Annotated in this window: 11 protein-coding genes; 8 read left to right on the top strand and 3 right to left on the bottom strand. The window is 72.8% G+C overall.

Features of this window, described 5'->3' with window-relative positions; all coding sequences use genetic code 11:
• Positions 1–59: 59 nt before the first annotated feature.
• Complete coding sequence (locus ACF1DX_RS13715) at positions 60–1601, bottom strand: DEAD/DEAH box helicase (RefSeq protein ID WP_391791365.1); 1542 nt, start codon at positions 1599–1601, stop codon at positions 60–62.
• A gap of 231 nt (positions 1602–1832) precedes the next feature.
• The gene (locus tag ACF1DX_RS13710) at positions 1833–2036 is read right to left on the bottom strand and encodes a cold-shock protein (RefSeq protein ID WP_030856788.1); all 204 of its coding nucleotides are present in this window, start codon (positions 2034–2036) and stop codon (positions 1833–1835) included.
• 1095 nt (positions 2037–3131) lie between these two features.
• Here ACF1DX_RS13710 and ACF1DX_RS13705 point away from each other — a divergent pair.
• The 6 genes from ACF1DX_RS13705 to ACF1DX_RS13680 all read left to right on the top strand — a co-directional run bounded on the left by ACF1DX_RS13705 (position 3132) and on the right by ACF1DX_RS13680 (position 13294).
• Positions 3132–4508, top strand: a complete 1377-nt coding sequence (locus tag ACF1DX_RS13705; RefSeq protein WP_391791364.1) for a glycosyltransferase family 2 protein — start codon at positions 3132–3134, stop codon at positions 4506–4508.
• Positions 4509–4531: 23 nt separating this feature from the next.
• On the top strand, positions 4532–6460 hold the full coding sequence (locus ACF1DX_RS13700) for a right-handed parallel beta-helix repeat-containing protein (protein WP_391791363.1): 1929 nt from the start codon (positions 4532–4534) through the stop codon (positions 6458–6460).
• A complete protein-coding gene (locus ACF1DX_RS13695; protein WP_391791362.1) occupies positions 6457–7623 on the top strand; it encodes a nitrous oxide reductase family maturation protein NosD in 1167 nt (388 codons plus the stop codon). The genes ACF1DX_RS13700 and ACF1DX_RS13695 overlap by 4 nt, the downstream gene beginning before the upstream one ends.
• Positions 7624–7744: 121 nt before the next feature.
• On the top strand, positions 7745–9124 hold the full coding sequence (locus ACF1DX_RS13690) for a UDP-glucose dehydrogenase family protein (protein ID WP_391791361.1): 1380 nt from the start codon (positions 7745–7747) through the stop codon (positions 9122–9124).
• Positions 9125–9462: 338 nt separating this feature from the next.
• Positions 9463–10668, top strand: coding sequence for an acyltransferase family protein (locus ACF1DX_RS13685; RefSeq protein WP_391791360.1), 1206 nt, complete (start codon positions 9463–9465; stop codon positions 10666–10668).
• A 304-nt stretch (positions 10669–10972) separates the two neighbouring features.
• The gene (locus ACF1DX_RS13680) at positions 10973–13294 is read left to right on the top strand and encodes an esterase-like activity of phytase family protein (protein ID WP_391791359.1); all 2322 of its coding nucleotides are present in this window, start codon (positions 10973–10975) and stop codon (positions 13292–13294) included.
• Positions 13295–13368: 74 nt separating this feature from the next.
• Here the strand turns inward: ACF1DX_RS13680 and ACF1DX_RS13675 are convergent, their stop codons facing one another.
• The gene (locus tag ACF1DX_RS13675; protein WP_391791358.1) at positions 13369–14526 is read right to left on the bottom strand and encodes a sugar ABC transporter substrate-binding protein; all 1158 of its coding nucleotides are present in this window, start codon (positions 14524–14526) and stop codon (positions 13369–13371) included.
• Between the two features lie 232 nt (positions 14527–14758).
• Between ACF1DX_RS13675 and ACF1DX_RS13670 the strand changes: the two genes are divergently transcribed.
• Both ACF1DX_RS13670 and ACF1DX_RS13665 read left to right on the top strand, forming a co-directional pair.
• Positions 14759–15583: a hypothetical protein gene (locus tag ACF1DX_RS13670; protein ID WP_391791357.1), complete on the top strand. Its 825-nt coding sequence runs from the start codon at positions 14759–14761 to the stop codon at positions 15581–15583.
• 79 nt (positions 15584–15662) lie between these two features.
• Positions 15663–15983, top strand: coding sequence for an antibiotic biosynthesis monooxygenase family protein (locus tag ACF1DX_RS13665; RefSeq protein ID WP_391791356.1), 321 nt, complete (start codon positions 15663–15665; stop codon positions 15981–15983).
• Positions 15984–15987 lie beyond the last annotated feature (4 nt).

Raw genomic sequence — 15987 nt, 5'->3', positions numbered from 1 at the left:
GGCGGAGCCCCCTGCCGGCGCGTGCCGGCAGGGGGCTCGGGCTCAGGGTCCCGGCGGTGCTAGGCGGCCGGGCCGGAGCCGGGGCGTCGCTGTGTCCTGCGGCGGCCCTCCTCACCGGCGGGACGGCCCTGACCGGCGGGACGGCCCTGACCGGCGCGGCCCCGACGGCCCCGGCGGCTGCGGGAGGGGGAGGACGTGGCGCGGGGGCTTTCCGCGGGCGGCGCGGCGATGACGACCGGGACGCCGGAGGGGGCCTGGGCGCCCGTGATGCGGCTCAGCTCCTCCTCGCCCGAACGCACCTGGGTGATCAGGGGGGTGATGCCCGCCGAGGCCATCAGCCGGCTCATCTCGCGGCGCTGACCGGGCGTCACCAGGGTGACGACGCTGCCGGACTCCCCGGCGCGGGCCGTACGGCCGCCGCGGTGCAGGTAGTCCTTGTGGTCGGTCGGCGGGTCCACGTTGACGACCAGGTCGAGGTTGTCGACGTGGATGCCGCGCGCGGCGACGTTGGTCGCCACCAGCACCGTCACGTCGCCGCTCTTGAACTGGGCCAGGGTCCGCGTGCGCTGCGGCTGGGACTTGCCGCCGTGCAGGGCCGCGGCGCGGACACCGCTGTTCAGGAGGTGCTTGGTCAGCCGGTTCACCGCGTGCTTGGTGTCGAGGAACATGATCACCCGGCCGTCGCGCGCCGCGATCTCGGTGGTCGTCCGGTGCTTGTCCTCGTCGTGCACGTGGAGTATGTGGTGCTCCATCGTGGTGACGGCGCCCGCCGACGGGTCGACGGAGTGGACCACCGGGTCCGTCAGGTAGCGGCGGACCAGGCGGTCGACGTTGCGGTCCAGGGTGGCCGAGAAGAGCATCCGCTGCCCGTCGGGGCGCACCTGGTCGAGCAGGGCGGTGACCTGGGGCATGAAGCCCATGTCGGTCATCTGGTCGGCTTCGTCGAGGACCGTGACGCCGACGTCGTCCAGCACGCAGTCGCCCCGGTCGATCAGGTCCTTGAGCCGTCCGGGCGTCGCGACGACCACCTCGGCCCCGGCGCGCAGCGCACCGGCCTGCCGGCCGATGGACATCCCGCCGACGACGCTGACCGGCCGCAGGCCCACGGCGCGGGCGTACGGGGTGAGCGCGTCGGTGACCTGCTGGGCGAGCTCGCGGGTGGGGACGAGGACGAGGGCGAGCGGCCGACGCGGCTCGGCCCGCCGTCCCGCCGTACGGGCCAGTACGGCGAGGCCGAAGGCGAGGGTCTTGCCCGAGCCCGTACGGCCCCGGCCGAGTACGTCACGGCCGGCCAGGGAGTTCGGCAGCGTCGCCGCCTGGATCGGGAACGGCACGGTCACGCCCTCGCGGCCGAGCGTGTCCAGCAGCCGCGCGGGCATGTCGAGATCGGCGAACGACTCGACGGCGGGCAGCGCGGGTGTGATCGTCTCCGGCGGCGTGAACTCGCCCTGTACGGGCCGTGCGGCCGGCCGGTTTCCGGAACCCTTGGAGCGGCGCGGGCCCCCGGAGCGAGGGGAGCCCGAGCGGGGGGCGCCCGAGCGGGGCGCGCCGGAGCCTCCCCCGGAACGGTCATGGGTGCGGGACGTGCGGGCACGCTTCATGCGGAACCTTCCTTGATGAGGCGCGTACCAAGGAATTCCCGCAGCACAGGGGCGGCGCAGAGAATCTCGAGACGAGCCGAAGTCGATGGGGGCCGAGCCGGGCCGACGGAGAATACGTCACCGACCGGTGACGTGGTGGAACCACCCCGTCACCGGTCGGAAACGCAGCGAGCCGGGGCCCGCACCCCTGAGGTGCGGGCCCCGGCTGCGAAGTACGCGTCGGCGCCGATATCAGGCGGGAACGATGTTCTCGGCCGTCGGGCCCTTCTGGCCCTGTGCGATGTCGAAGGACACCTTCTGGCCCTCGTGCAGCTCACGGAAACCCTGGGCGGCGATGTTCGAGTAGTGGGCGAAGACGTCGGGGCCGCCGCCGTCCTGCTCGATGAAGCCGAAGCCCTTTTCCGGATTGAACCACTTCACGGTACCGGTAGCCATGTCATTTCTCCTTCGGAGGCGGTATCGGGAATTCACCCTGTGTGAATTCCGTGTCGCCGTGATGATCAACCCGTAGGAAATGAACCCGCTGGCAACCACACCTGCAACTGATACCGACACTAGCACGGTGCGATCGACCCCGCGTGATCGCAAATTCTGCCTCCTGTCGGTGACCTGGGAATACGTACCGCGTCCGGCGCTTATTCCCCCTGTCACGGACGTGAAGGTCACATCCCGGGTGCGCGGCGGCCGCGGTACGACTCCCCTCGGAGGCGTGGATCGTGGCGGCTTCGAGACCTCCGGAGGTGCGTGACGCTTCGTCAGGTCCGCCCTCCGCGACCGGCCGGCGGTGGTCCTGCCGATCACCCCGGCGCTGCGGACCGGCCCCTTCCCCACCGCATACCTTCCTGATCGGTGAGCGGGAATGGGTCCTGGGCCCATTCCTGGTCCCCGCGGATATCCCGAACGGTTCCGGATGTCCTGGCCGCCCGCGTTCGCTCCGCGTCCGGCGGCACGGATCGTGTCCGCGGTCCGGGAAGGCGGGGCGGTGCCGTCCGGTCACTCCCGCGCGCACGGGGCGGTGCCGTCCGGCGCCGGACCGAACAGCCCCGGGCACGTCGTCCGGTCGCGACACCCGCCGCGACTGGCCCACGCCCCGGCCGGTCCGACCCGAGATCCGGCCGGACTCCCGGGCCCGCTCGACGACTTCACCGTCGACGCCCACCACGTCTGACGGCGCATCACAGGTCCCGAAAGAGCAAAGAGGGTTCCCTTTCGACCGAATGCAGTTGAATCATGAAGCTCCTCATACGAGGAGGAGTTGTGAAGATCCTTGCGTGCGCCTGACGCGGGACCCCCGCGCCGCGGCCCGCGAGGAACCCGACACCACACCCCTGAGGGACGTCAGCACGCGCTCACCGGCGCCGAAGTGACGGCATGGCGCCCCCGCACCCGGAGGGGCGTCTCACATCATGTGAAGTTTACGCATCGGATGTGAAGGATTCGTGTCCGATGCCCTAGATTCCTTTCAGCCAAGTGCCGTTCCCGACGCACGTTGGCTCGTTCCGGTCGCTTACTGGGTGGGGGCCCTCTTTGATGTCGAGCTTCTTCGACGCGTTCTGGTCATGGCTGGTGCAAGCCGTCGGTGAGACGTCCTGGCGGGACGTCATGCCGCTGGGCATCGCCGGCGTCTTCGTGTGGGGCCTGTGGCTGTACCGGGCGGTGCTGTCCCGGTTCGCCAAGCCCGTGGTGAACGACTACCGCACCACCACCTCGGTCGTGGTGCCCGCCTACCGGGAGGACCCGGACATCCTCCTGGACTGCCTGGAGACCTGGCTGGCGCAGAACCCCACGGAGGTGATCATCGTCCCGGACGTGGCGGACCACGAGGTCATCCGCCGGCTCTCGCTGGTGACCGACCCCCGGGTACGGGTGCTGGCCTTCGAGCACCGCGGCAAGCGCTCGGCGCTGGGCGTGGGCATCCGGGCGGCGAGCGGTGAAGTGGTCGTCCTGGTCGACTCCGACACCCGCTGGGAGGAGGGACTGCTCGACGCGGTGCAGATGCCCTTCGCCGACCCCACGGTCGGCGGCGTCGGCACCCAGCAGAACGTCTACCAGCGCCGCTCCAGTGTCTGGCGGCGCATAGCGGACTGGCTGGTCAACCTCCGCTACTACGACTACGTCCCGGCCATGGGCCGCGCCGGCGCCGTCGCCTGCCTCTCCGGCCGTACGGCGGCCTACCGGCGGGCGGCGATCACCCCCGTGCTGACCAACCTCGAGGACGAGTTCTTCCTCGGCCGCCGGTGCGTCGCGGGCGACGACGGCCGGCTGACCTGGCTGGTGCTGGCCTCCGGCTACAAGACGGTCCACCAGTCCTCCGCCCGCGCGCTGTCGATGTTCCCCTCCTCCTTCCGGGCCTTCGTCAAGCAGCGCGTGCGCTGGAGCCGCAACTCCTACCGCTGCTACCTGACCGCCCTGTACAAGGGCTGGCTGTGGCGCGCACCGCTGGTCACCAAGATCACCGTGCTGCAGATCCTGCTCACCCCCGTCACGATGGGCATGGCCCTCGGCTACCTCCTGCTCAGCCGCCTCGAACTGACGGGGCGGGGGATCGCGCTGGTGCTGATCTGGCTGCTCCTCGGGCGGGGCGTCCGGGGCTACTCGCACCTGCGCAGGCACCCGCAGGAGCTGCTCCTGCTGCCGCTGCTCGCGGTCGTGGTCGTCATGATCTCGCTCCCGATCAAGCTGTACGCCTTCATCACCATGAACAAGCAGGGCTGGCTCACCCGCAACAGCGACACCATCGGCGGCGAGGGCCAGAACTCCGCGTCGCTCGGCGGCACGACGCCGGTCGCGGCACCGGCCACCGCCGCGGCCGCGGAGCCGGCCATGGCGCCGGCCGCGGCCATGGAGCCCGCCGCGGCCACCACGTCGGCCAAGGCCACGTCCGGTCTGGGGGCTTTCCCGTCATGAACCACCTGAACCACCTGAACCGCATGAGTCACATGAACCTCATGGACCGCATGGACCACCCCCACCGCCCGCCCCGCACCCGGTACCTCGGCCCGGCAGCCCTGCGCACCGCCGCCGTCGCCCTGCCCATGGCGGCCGTGCTCCTGCTCACCCCGGCCGCCCCCGCCTCGGCCGCCGGCGAGGACGACCCGGCCGGGACGCGGTTCACCGCCGAGGAGTCCGAGACCCAGGCGGCACTGGTCACCGCCGAGGACCACCGGCTCGACCAGGTCCGCGCGGTGTCCGCGGTCGCCCCGCTGAAGGACCAGCGGTACACGAAGCCGTACCGGACCGAGACCACCGGCGGCTACACCCTCGTCCTGACCCGGCGCAGCAAGCCGTACACCGTCGCCGATCTCCTGGAGCTCGCGCCGCAGACCTTCGTACGGAAATCCGACGGCTCGTACCTGCTGACGGAGAACATCTACCTGAACTCCGGGGCCAAGCTGCGGCTGGCCAACCCCGGCGGGCTGAACCTGCGCCTGGCCAGCAACCGCCAGGGCTTCGTCTCCATCGTCTCCTTCGGCGGCCGGATCACGATCGACGGCGCCGCGCAGGCGCACGTCAAGATCAGTAGCTGGGACCCCCAGAAGAACAAGCCGGACACCGACGTCCGGGACGGGCGCGCGTACATCCGCGCCATCGGCGGCCAGTTCTCCATGAGTTACGCCGACGTCTCCGACCTGGGCTTCTGGAGCGGGCGCACCGGCGGGCTCAGCCTCACCGGGACCGACCGGCCCAACACCGGCAGTCTGAGCGGCCCGGACGCCCTCACCGACGAGGACGACGGCCGGCTCAGCAGCAGCGGCGTACTGACCGGCCCGTCGGGCGAGCTGGCCACCCCGGACAGCCGCTTCACCACCCCCCAACTGTCCTACGTGTCCGCGGACATCAGCCACTCCACCGTCTCCGGCAACGTGTACGGGCTGTTCGCCTCCGGCGCCACCGGGGTCACCGTCGAGTCCACCACCATCGAGAAGAGCCGGCAGGACGGCCTCGTACTGCACCGCTTCGTGGTCAACGCGATCGTGGAGAACACGACGGCGCGGGACAACGGCGGCGACGGCTTCGTGATGGCACGTGCCACCCAGCAGGTGCGGGTGACCGGTTCCAAGTCGCTGGGCAACGGCGGCAACGGCTTCACCGTCAGCGGCCAGCCGCTGGCCCACGGCCCCTCCGCCTCCGGCCAGTCCGTCAGCAGCTACGGCTCCAACTCCGTCTCCAGCAGCACCGCCGAGGACAACGGCCACTACGGCATCGAGGTCGTCGGCGGCACGGACGTCGGCGTGCAGGACAACACCGTGACCGGCGGTGACATGGGGATCGTGGTCCGCAAGGACGCCGACAAGGTCGCCGTCACCGGCAACCGGCTGATCGGCCAGTCCCGGCAGGGCATCTCGGTGCGCGACGGCGTGACGGGCGCCAAGGTCACCGGCAACATCGTCGAGCGGGCCGACACCGCCGTCTACGTCCGCGACTCGGTCGCCGAGGTGCGGGGCAACACCGTCGAGGAGGCCGGCAACCACGGCATCTCCCTGGTCGGCGGCATCGGCGGCTCCACGGTCTCGTACAACGTCGTCGCCGGTGTCGGCCCCAGCGCCATCGACACCACCCGGGCCCACGGCGACCTCACCGTCAAGGAGAACCAGACCTTCGCCTGGTACGACACCAGCTCGTTCTGGGTGAAGTTCCGGCACTACGCCAGCCCGATGACCCTGCTGTGGACGGGCATCCTGCTGCTCATCCTGTTCGCCGCGGCCCTGGGCCGGCGCGGACGCCGCAAGCACGGCACGCTCGGCGCCCACCCGTACCTGGACAAGGCGCCGCTGCCCAAACACCATCTGCGCGAGATCGCCCCGGCGGGGGCGGAAGCGGAAGCGGAGAAGGAGCGGGTTCCGGTGATGGCCGAATGAACGCGGGAAACCGTGCGGTGTGGCTCGCGGGAGCGGCCCTCGCGGTCGCGGTCGTGGCCCTGATCGTGGCCCTGACCGCCGCCGGGGGCGGGGACTCCCCGCCCCCGGCGGCCGGCTCGGCGAGCACGGCCTCGGCCCCGGCCGCCCGGAGCAGCGCCCCCGAGGAGCCGTCCGCGCTCGCCACGGGTCCGATCCCCACCGGGGAGGACCCGGCCGCCGCGCCGCGGGCCACCGCCACCGGCTCGGCCGGGGTGTCCGCCGACGCGGTCACCTGTCCCGCGGCCACCGTCGAGGTCACCGACGCCGCGTCGCTGGAGGACGCCCTCGACGACGCCGCGCCCGGTGACGTCATCCACCTCGCCGACGGCAGCTACGAGGACAGGTTCACCGCCGAGACGGCGGGCACCGCCGACCGGCCGATCTGGGTCTGCGGCGGCCCCGGCGCGGTGATCGACGCCGGTGACATCGAGGGCGGCTACGCCTTCCACCTCGACGGCGCCGACCACTGGCGACTGGTCGGCTTCACCGTGCGCAACGGCCAGAAGGGCGTGATGGCGGACCGGGTCGAGCACGCCGTCATCCAGGGCCTGACGGTGGAGCGGATCGGCGACGAGGCCATCCACCTGCGCGACTTCAGCTCGGACAACGTCGTACGCGACAACACCGTCCGCGACACCGGGCTGCGCAAGCCGAAGTTCGGCGAAGGCGTGTACATCGGCACCGCCGAGTCCAACTGGTGCACGGTCACCCGGTGCAAGCCGGACAACAGCGACCGCAACGTCGTGAGCGGCAACCACATCAGCGCCGTCACGGCCGAGGCCGTCGACATCAAGGAGGGCACCACCGGCGGCGTCCTCACCCGCAACACCTTCGACGGCTCCGCCCTCTCCGGTTCGCACAACGACTCGTGGGTCGACGTGAAGGGCAACGGCTGGACGATCTCCTTCAACACCGGCCGCCACAGCACCGAGGACGGCTTCCAGACGCACGAGATCCTCGACGGCTGGGGCAAGGACAACACCTTCAAGGGCAACACCGCCCACGTGGACGGCCCCGGCTACGGATTCCGCTTCACGCCCGATGACAACGGCAACAAGCTGACCTGCGACAACAAGGCCACAGGCGCGGCGGAGGGCCTCGCGAACACGGACTGCGCCGGCTGACGCCCCTCCCCCCTTCCCCGCCCGTCACGCGGTGGGCCGCCGCACGGCGGGCCACCGCGGCGGCCCGCCGCACCCGAAAACCCCGCCCCCGCCCAGAGCCCGGACACGCTTGGAGATGATCATGGACGCCACCACCCTCCCGGAGGACACCGCGGGACCGAGAGCCGGCGAGACCGCCGAGGCCGCCCCCCGGCTCACCGTCATAGGCACCGGCTACCTCGGGGCCACCCACGCCGTCTGCATGGCCGCCCTCGGCTTCGACGTCCTGGGCGTGGACGTGGACCCGGTCAAGATCGAACGGCTCGGCAAGGGCGAGGTCCCCTTCTTCGAGCCCGGCCTGCCCGAGCTGCTGACCAAGGCCCTGGACTCGGGACGGCTGCGGTTCACCACCTCCTTCGAGGAGGCCGCGGACTTCGGTGACGTCCACTTCATCTGCGTGGGCACGCCCCAGCAGCAGGGCTCCGACGCCGCCGACCTGCGCTACGTCGACGCGGCGGTCACCGAACTCGCGGGGCACCTGCGCCGGCGCGCCCTGGTGGTCGGCAAGTCCACCGTGCCGGTGGGCACCGCGGCCCGGCTGACCGAGCTGGTCCGGAACCTGGCGCCGGCGGGTGACGAGGTGGAACTCGCCTGGAACCCGGAGTTCCTGCGCGAGGGCTACGCCGTGGACGACACCCTGCGCCCGGACCGGCTGGTCTTCGGCACCACCTCCGCCTGGGCCGAGGAGCGGCTGCGCGCCACCTTCGCCCCGGTCATCGACCGGGGCACCCCGGTGGTCGTCACCGACCTGCCCACGGCCGAACTGGTCAAGGTAGCCGCCAACTCCTACCTGGCCACGAAGATCTCGTACATCAACGCCATGGCCGAGGTCTGCGAGGCCACCGGCGCCGACGTCACCGGCCTCGCCGAGGCCCTGGCGTACGACGACCGGATCGGCGGACGCTTCCTCAGGCCCGGTCTCGGCTTCGGCGGCGGCTGCCTGCCCAAGGACATCCGGGCCTTCGCGCACCGCGCCGAGGAGCTGGGGGTCGGCCAGGCCGTCGGCTTCCTGCGCGAGGTGGACGACATCAACAAGCGGCGCCGCGCCCGTACCGTCGACCTCGTCCGCGAGCTCGCCGGCGGCGACCTCACCGGGGTCCGGGTGACCGCCCTCGGCGCCGCCTTCAAGCCCAACTCCGACGACATCCGCGACGCCCCGGCCCTCGACGTGGCGACCACCCTGCACCGGCTCGGCGCCCACGTCACCGTCGTCGACCCGGCCGCCACCGAGAACGCCCGGCGCAGTCATCCGCAGCTCGACTACGGCACCGACGCGATCTCGGCCGCCACCGGCGCCGACGTCGTCGTGCTGCTCACCGAGTGGAACGAGTTCCGCCAGATCGCCCCGGAGGCCATGGGCGCCGTCGTGCACCACCGCCGCATCGTCGACGGACGCCACGCCCTCGACCCCGCCCGGTGGCGCGCCGCCGGCTGGGAGTACCGCGCCCTCGGCCGCCCGTGAGCGTCTGAGCGCACCGGCCCCCGGGCTCGGCGCGCCGGGAAGCCGAAGGAACGGCCCCGGCCGGGTGGCCCGGGGCCGGTCCGTGCCCGGCGCACCGTGGGCCTGCGCACCTCCCCGTGGTCCCCGGCCGCCCCCGCCGTCCCGCTCGCCCGTGCCGTCGGCCTCCCCCGGAGCGGCGCCCGCGCGCGGGACGGCGGGGGCGGTCCCGCGTGGTCCACCCGCGTGGTCTTCGGTCCGCCGACCCGGCGACCGGGGGCCGAACAGGCATGCGTCCGCGGTTTCTGGACAGGCGGAACGAGTTACTCCCATGTAATCGGCAGCGGGGAGCGATCTCGTTCATGGCGCAGGAAGCGGGCCCGGCGACAGCGGAAGAATCCGGCACAGGAACGAAAGCGGCGGAGCCGCGCGGACGCGCCAGACCCACCGTCACGGAAGGCCGGGGCTTCCCGTCCGCGGTGGCGCGCAGCGGGCGGGTGAACGGCCTGGACGGGCTGCGGACGGTGGCGGTCGCCCTGGTGCTCGTCTACCACGTGACCCCGGACGCGTTGCCGGGCGGCTCGGTCGCCGTGGACCTCTTCTTCACCATCAGCGGCTTCGTCATCACCCGGCTGCTGCTCGCCGAGTACGCCCGCACCGGCGGCGTCGCCCTGCTCCCCTTCTACCGGCGGCGCTGGCTGCGGCTCGTCCCCGCCCTGCTGTTCCTGTGCGCGGTCTGCGTGATCCTGTCGGTGACCACGCCGCTGTGGGGTTTCGACAACTCCCTGCCGGCGGCGGGACTCTCGGCGCTGTTCCTGGTCAACGTCGTGCGGGCCACGGAGTCCGGACCGTACGGCGACATGATGGGGCCGCTCGCGCACACCTGGTCGCTGGGGGTGGAGGAGCAGTTCTACCTGTTCTGGCCGCTCGTCCTGCTGGTGCTGCTGCGGTACGCCCGTGCCCGCACGGTGCTGCTCTGCACGGCGGCCCTGTGCGCGCTGCCCGTGCTGTGGCGCTTCGCCCTGTGGCACCCGGACGCGGTCCACCGCGTCTACAACGGCACCGACACCCGCGCCGACCAGTTGCTGGCCGGCGCCCTCGTCGCCGTGGTCCTGGCGCGGTTGCGCGCCGACGATCCCCGGCTGGCGGGCCTGCGCACCTGGGCGGGCCGGCTGGTCTGGCCGGCGCTGGGCCTGCTGGCGCTGGTGGCCTGGCGGATGCCGGTGACCGCCGGCGCGGGCCCCTGGACGGCCTGCTGGTACACCGTCGGGTTCCTGCTGGTGGCGGTCCTGTCCGCCGTCCTGGTCACGGCCCTCGAACTGCGCCCCGCCCAGGGACTCTCCCGGCTGCTCTCCCTCACGCCGCTGACCTGGGTGGGCCGCAACCTGAGCTACGGCATCTACCTGTGGCACTACCCCGTCGTACGTCTGCTGGCCTCCCTCGGCATGACGGACGGACTCCTGCCGGCCACGGCCCTGCTGACCGTCCTGCTGGCCCTGCTGTCGTACTACGCCATCGAGGCACCGTCCCTGCGCCGGGCCCGGCGCCCCGCACCGGCCCGGATCTGACCACCTGCCGCCGCCCCGCACCGGCCCGGATCCGACCACCTGCCGCCGCCCCGCACCGGCCCGGATCCGACCACCTGCCGCCGCCCCGCACCGGCCCGGATCCGACCACCTGCCGCCGCCCTCGGCCGGGACGCGGACGGTACGCGCGCACCGGGCCCCGGCCCGGGACGGCCCGCGTTACCGGTCCGCTCACCGGACCGCCTCCGACGTACCCGCTGTTCGCCCGTTGTTCACCGGGGCATCGGCCCGCGCTGGCCCCCGGCTGCGACGATCCGGCTCCGCAGTGGATCACACCGGAGGAACGATGCTCCCGAAGAGAACCCACGCCGCGCTCGCGGCCCTGGCCGTGACCGCGGGCGCCCTGGCGGGCGCGGGCGTGGCGCACGCGGGTCACGGGAAGGGCGCGGACCACGGCCGGCACCGGCCGGTGGCGTTCGAGCGCACCGCGACCTACCCCGTCTTCCAGAACCGTCCGACCGGTGAGGACCCCGCCTCCGAGACCGTCGCCGAGATCTCGGCGACCAGCGAGGACGGCCGCACGCTCGTCTACACGGACGCCGTCGCCCGGCGGATCGGCTTCCTCGACATCAGCGACCCCGGCCGGCCCAAGGGCCTGGGCACGCTGTCCCTGGCCTCGCTGGGCGACGCCGAGGACGAGCCGACGTCCGTGACGGTCGTCGGGGAGTACGTGCTGGTCGTGGTGAACACCAGCGCCTCCTACACCGAGCCCTCCGGCCGCCTCGACGTCATCTCGCTGCGCACCCGTACCCGGGTGGCCGGTCACGACCTCGGCGGGCAGCCCGACTCGATCGCGCTGAGCAAGGACAAGCGGTACGCCGCCATCGCCATCGAGAACGAGCGCGACGAGGAGGCCGCCCCGGCCGGCGGCGAGGAGGGGGACCTGCCGCAGGCGCCCGCCGGGTTCGTGCGGATCGTCGACCTGAAGGGGTCCTCGCCGGCCAAGTGGGATCTGCGGAAGGTCGCGCTGACGAAGGCCGACGGGTCCGCGCTGCCCGTACTGGCCGCCGCCAAGATCACCGCACCCACCGACCCGGAGCCGGAGTACGTCTCCGTCAACAGTCGCGGACAGCTCGCCGTGACCCTCCAGGAGAACAACGGCGTCGTCCTCGTCGACCTGCCCACCGGGCGGATCACCAAGGCGTTCACCGCCGGCACCGCCTCCGTCGACGGGATCGACACCGTCGAGGACGACGTGATCGACCAGACCGGCTCGATCACCGACGTGCCGCGCGAGCCGGACGCCGTCGGCTGGATCGACGACCGCTACCTGGCCACCGCCAACGAGGGCGACTGGAAGGGCGGCACGCGCGGCTGGAGCGTCTTCGACAGCCGCACCGGGAAGGTCGTCTGGGACGCGGGCAACACCTTCGAGCACCTCGCCGCCCGCCACGGCCTGCTCGACGACGGCCGCTCCGAGAACAAGGGCACCGAGCCGGAGGGCCTGGCGATCGCCACGTACGACGGCGTGCGGTACGCCTTCGTCGGCTCCGAGCGCGGCAACTTCGTCGCCGTGTACGACATCGGCAGGCCCACCCGGCCGGTGTTCAAGCAGGTGCTGCCGACGACCAACGGCCCCGAGGGGCTGCTGCCGGTCCCGTCGCGCGGCCTGCTCGCGGTCTCCAGCGAGGTGGACGACGCCGAGGCGGGCGTACGGGCCTCGGTGAGCCTGTTCCGCCTGGGCAAGGGCACGCCCGCACAGCCGTCCCTCGTCTCGGACGAGGACTCCGCCGGCGCGCCGATCGCCTGGGGCGCGCTCGGCGCCCTGTCGGCCGTACCCGGCCGCTCCGACGAGCTGTACACCGTCACCGACGCCGCGTACGCCACCACCCGCGTCCTCACGATCGACGCCAAGCGCGAGCCGGCCGTCGTCAAGCGGGAGCTGACCGTCAAGGACGCCGACGGCAACCCGGCCGGCTACGACGCCGAGGGGATCTTCGCCCGTCCGCAGGGCGGCTTCTGGCTGGCCGTGGAGGGCAAGACGGGTGCCGGGAACCGGCTGGTCCGCCTGGACCGCTCCGGTGTCACCCGGCAGGTCGTCCCGCTGCCGGCGGACGTCGCCGCGAACCTCGGCTCGCAGGGCTTCGAGGGCGTCACCGCCACCACCGACGCCCGCGGCCACGAGATCGTGTGGGCCACGCTCCAGCGCGAGGCGAAGACGGACCCGGCGGGTGTCGTCCGGCTCGGCCGCTACGACGTCCGGGCCGGCACCTGGAGCTGGTACGGCTACCGGCTCGGCACCACCACCACGGCCGGCGACTGGATCGGGCTGTCCGAGATCACGGTGGTCGGCGACCGGCTCGCCGTCATCGAGCGCGACAAGCTGAACGGCCCGGCCGCGAAGGTCAAGCGGATCTACACGGTCGCCCTGCCGAAGGCCGCCGCCCCGGCGGGCACGCTCCCCGTCCTGCCGAAGCGGCTCGCCCACGACGTGCTGCCCGACCTGCGGGCCACGAAGGGCTGGACGCAGGAGAAGCTGGAGGGCCTCACCGTGGCCGGCGACGGCCGCGTCTACGCCGTCACCGACAACGACGGCCTGAGCGACTCCACCGGCGAGACCGTCTTCCTGGACCTCGGCAGCAGCCACCGGATGTTCGGCCGCGGCTGACCGCCCCGTCCCTCGCACGGCACACCGCCCGAGCGGCCGGCCCCCGGGTTCCTCCCGGGGGCCGGCCGCTTCCTCTACGACGTCAGGCCGATCTCCGCGCAGTCCGCCGCGTACGCCCCGGCGCAGATGTCCTCGACGGTGTAGACGCCGTCCTGGACCACCGTGGCCTCGATGTTCTCCCGCGTGAGGGCGACCACCGGGACCAGCATCGCCGGGATGTCCTTGTGCGTGGGGCTGTCGACCACGTCCCGCGCCAGCGCGTCGAACTGGATCGACCGCTCCTGCACCTTCGCCACCGCCATGTCCGCGGCCCCCGTCGCCTCCAGCAGGAACGACTTGTACACCGTCATGTACTGCTCACCCGAGACGATCCGCCGCACCGCCGCCAGATCGGCGTCCTGCCCGGTCACCGGCGGCAGGTCGGTGACGCCCGCGTCCCGGAGCACCTCGATGACGGCACCGGCCATGCCGTCGTTCGCCGAGTAGACGGCGGCGATGTTCCCGGCGCCGACCTCCTTCACCGCCTCGCGCATGTGCTCCGCGGCGACCTCGGGCAGCCACTTCTCGGTGTCGTACGACTTGGCGATGTCCACCTTGCCGTCCAGTTCGCCGAGCGCGCCCTTGCGGAACAGCGCCGTGTTCGGATCGGCGGGCGCGCCGTTCACCATGACGACCTTGCTGTTCTCGGCGTTCTCGCCGAGCGCGTTCACGAGGGCGCGGCCCTGCACCTGGCCGACGAGTTCGTTGTCGTGGGAGACGTACGCGTCGACCGGGCCCTCGGCGAGACGGTCATAGGCGATGACGGGTATGCCCGCCGCCTTCGCCCTCTCCACGTCCGGCGCGACGGCCTTGGCGTCCACCGCGTTCACCACGATCACGTCGACCTCGTCGGCGACCATCTTCCGGAACTGCTCGCTCTGCCTGTCCTTGCTGCCCTCGGCGTTGGCGTAGACGACCTCGCCCTGCTTGTCGGTGAGGGACGAGACGCGGTCCCTGATGAGGGGGTGGTCGAACTTCTCGAAGCGCGCCGTGTCCTTGTCGGGCAGCAGCAGGCCCACGGTGATGTCGTAGCTCCTGCTCGGTGACGCGGACGCGTCGTCGTCGCCCGCCGCGCCGACGACACCGCACGCGGTGAGCGACAGGACCGACAGGACCGACAGTCCGGCGGTCGGGAGCAGGGCGGGGCGGCGTACGGAGGCGGCGCGGGTGCGGGGGGTGGTGCGGGGGTTCACGTGGGGGCCTTCCGGGCGAGTGCTGCGGGGCGACCAGGTGACTGTGTCCGTTGTGCGGGGGTCCGGCAGCCATGCTCACGGCACTCTCGCGGACTGCGCGGAGAATGTACGCAGGAGCGGCACACAGGCTGCACACAGTGGGCCGGAAGCGTCGTTAGCGTGGCTGTCCCCTGCTCCGGATCCCTCGCCCGGCGGGCGTCGGCGTCGGTACGTCAACTCAGGAAGACAGCGGATGGACTACTGCTCCACGTGTCGCCGGCATCTGAACGGCGCCCTGGTCTGCCCGGGCTGCGGTGCCTACGCCCCCGACATCGCGCCCGCCGTCATCGGCGGCCGTACCGTCCCCGGACCGGCGACGGCGACCGCGCCCGAGGCCGCCGCCACTCCCCCGGCCCCGCGGCCGGCCTCCGTATCCACCTCCACGGGGACGGGCCGGGCGGCACGGCGGCGGCAGCTGGTCCGCTGGAAGAAGACCCAGCGGCGGGCCCTGGTCGCGACGGCCGTCGCCTTCGTCGGCGGCGGGCTGACCCTCGCCTCCCTGGACCGGGGCGGCACGGACCACGCCCAGGCCGCCACGGCACCCGACCTCCGGGGCATGGGCGGCGCGGAGGAGCCCGCCGACCGGTACGACGACCCGGCCGCCTCCCCCGACCGTACGGACCCGTCGCCCTCGGCCGACGACAGGCGCGGGCGGACGGACACCGAAACCGCACCGGCGCCCACCACCCCCTCCGGCACCCGCACGGACGGCGGCGCCGTCCCGGAAACGACGGCGCCGTCACAGCCGCGTACGGCCTCCCCGGACTCCGTCTCCCGCTCCGGATCGCGCTCGGACACGGAGCCGGAACAGGAATCCGTCTCGGGCGCCGGTTCCCCCTCCGGTTCCGGTACGGTCACGCCGTCGACGTCGCCGCCCCCGGCCACCGGCAGCGGCGACGGAGACGGCGGCACCGACCAGGGGGACGGCTCCCGGCCCGCCCCCTCCGCTCCGTCCACGCCACCGGCGGCCGAGCCGGACTCCGAGCGGCTCTGCCTCCTGGTGATCTGCCTCGGCTGACCTCCCCGCCGGGGCGCCGCGCCCGCACGGGCCGCGCCCCGCCGCGTGTCCCGGAACGGCCCTGCGGAACAATCGGGACATGAGCGTCGTCAAGATCAACGTACTCACGGTCCCTGCGGAGCAGCGCGAGACGCTGGAGCAGCGGTTCGCCGCGCGGGCGGGGGCGGTGGAGGGCTCGGACGGGTTCGAGTGGTTCGAGCTGCTGCGTCCGGTGGAAGGCACCGACACCTACCTCGTCTACACCCGCTGGCGGAGCGAGGAGGACTTCCAGCGCTGGATGGCCGGCCGCGCCCAGGCCGCCCATGGCGGGGCGCAGGGCGAGAAGCCCCGGCCGGCGGCCACGGACGCCACGCTGTGGTCCTTCGAGGTGGTCCAGCAGGCCGCGCCCAAGCAGGACTGACGCC

The sequence above is a fragment of the Streptomyces sp. NPDC014676 genome (assembly GCF_043084105.1).
GTDB lineage: Bacteria > Actinomycetota > Actinomycetes > Streptomycetales > Streptomycetaceae > Streptomyces.
This window is presented reverse-complemented; position numbering and strand designations above follow the sequence as displayed.

Bases quoted from the DNA above. Each gene is read 5' to 3' on its own strand.
- ACF1DX_RS13715 (WP_391791365.1), bottom strand. From the start codon at position 1,601: ATGAAGCGTGCCCGCACGTCCCGCACCCATGACCGTTCCGGGGGAGGC.
- ACF1DX_RS13710 (WP_030856788.1), bottom strand. From the start codon at position 2,036: ATGGCTACCGGTACCGTGAAGTGGTTCAATCCGGAAAAGGGCTTCGGC.
- ACF1DX_RS13705 (WP_391791364.1), top strand. From the start codon at position 3,132: ATGTCGAGCTTCTTCGACGCGTTCTGGTCATGGCTGGTGCAAGCCGTC.
- ACF1DX_RS13700 (WP_391791363.1), top strand. From the start codon at position 4,532: ATGAGTCACATGAACCTCATGGACCGCATGGACCACCCCCACCGCCCG.
- ACF1DX_RS13695 (WP_391791362.1), top strand. From the start codon at position 6,457: ATGAACGCGGGAAACCGTGCGGTGTGGCTCGCGGGAGCGGCCCTCGCG.
- ACF1DX_RS13690 (WP_391791361.1), top strand. From the start codon at position 7,745: ATGGACGCCACCACCCTCCCGGAGGACACCGCGGGACCGAGAGCCGGC.
- ACF1DX_RS13685 (WP_391791360.1), top strand. From the start codon at position 9,463: ATGGCGCAGGAAGCGGGCCCGGCGACAGCGGAAGAATCCGGCACAGGA.
- ACF1DX_RS13680 (WP_391791359.1), top strand. From the start codon at position 10,973: ATGCTCCCGAAGAGAACCCACGCCGCGCTCGCGGCCCTGGCCGTGACC.
- ACF1DX_RS13670 (WP_391791357.1), top strand. From the start codon at position 14,759: ATGGACTACTGCTCCACGTGTCGCCGGCATCTGAACGGCGCCCTGGTC.
- ACF1DX_RS13665 (WP_391791356.1), top strand. From the start codon at position 15,663: ATGAGCGTCGTCAAGATCAACGTACTCACGGTCCCTGCGGAGCAGCGC.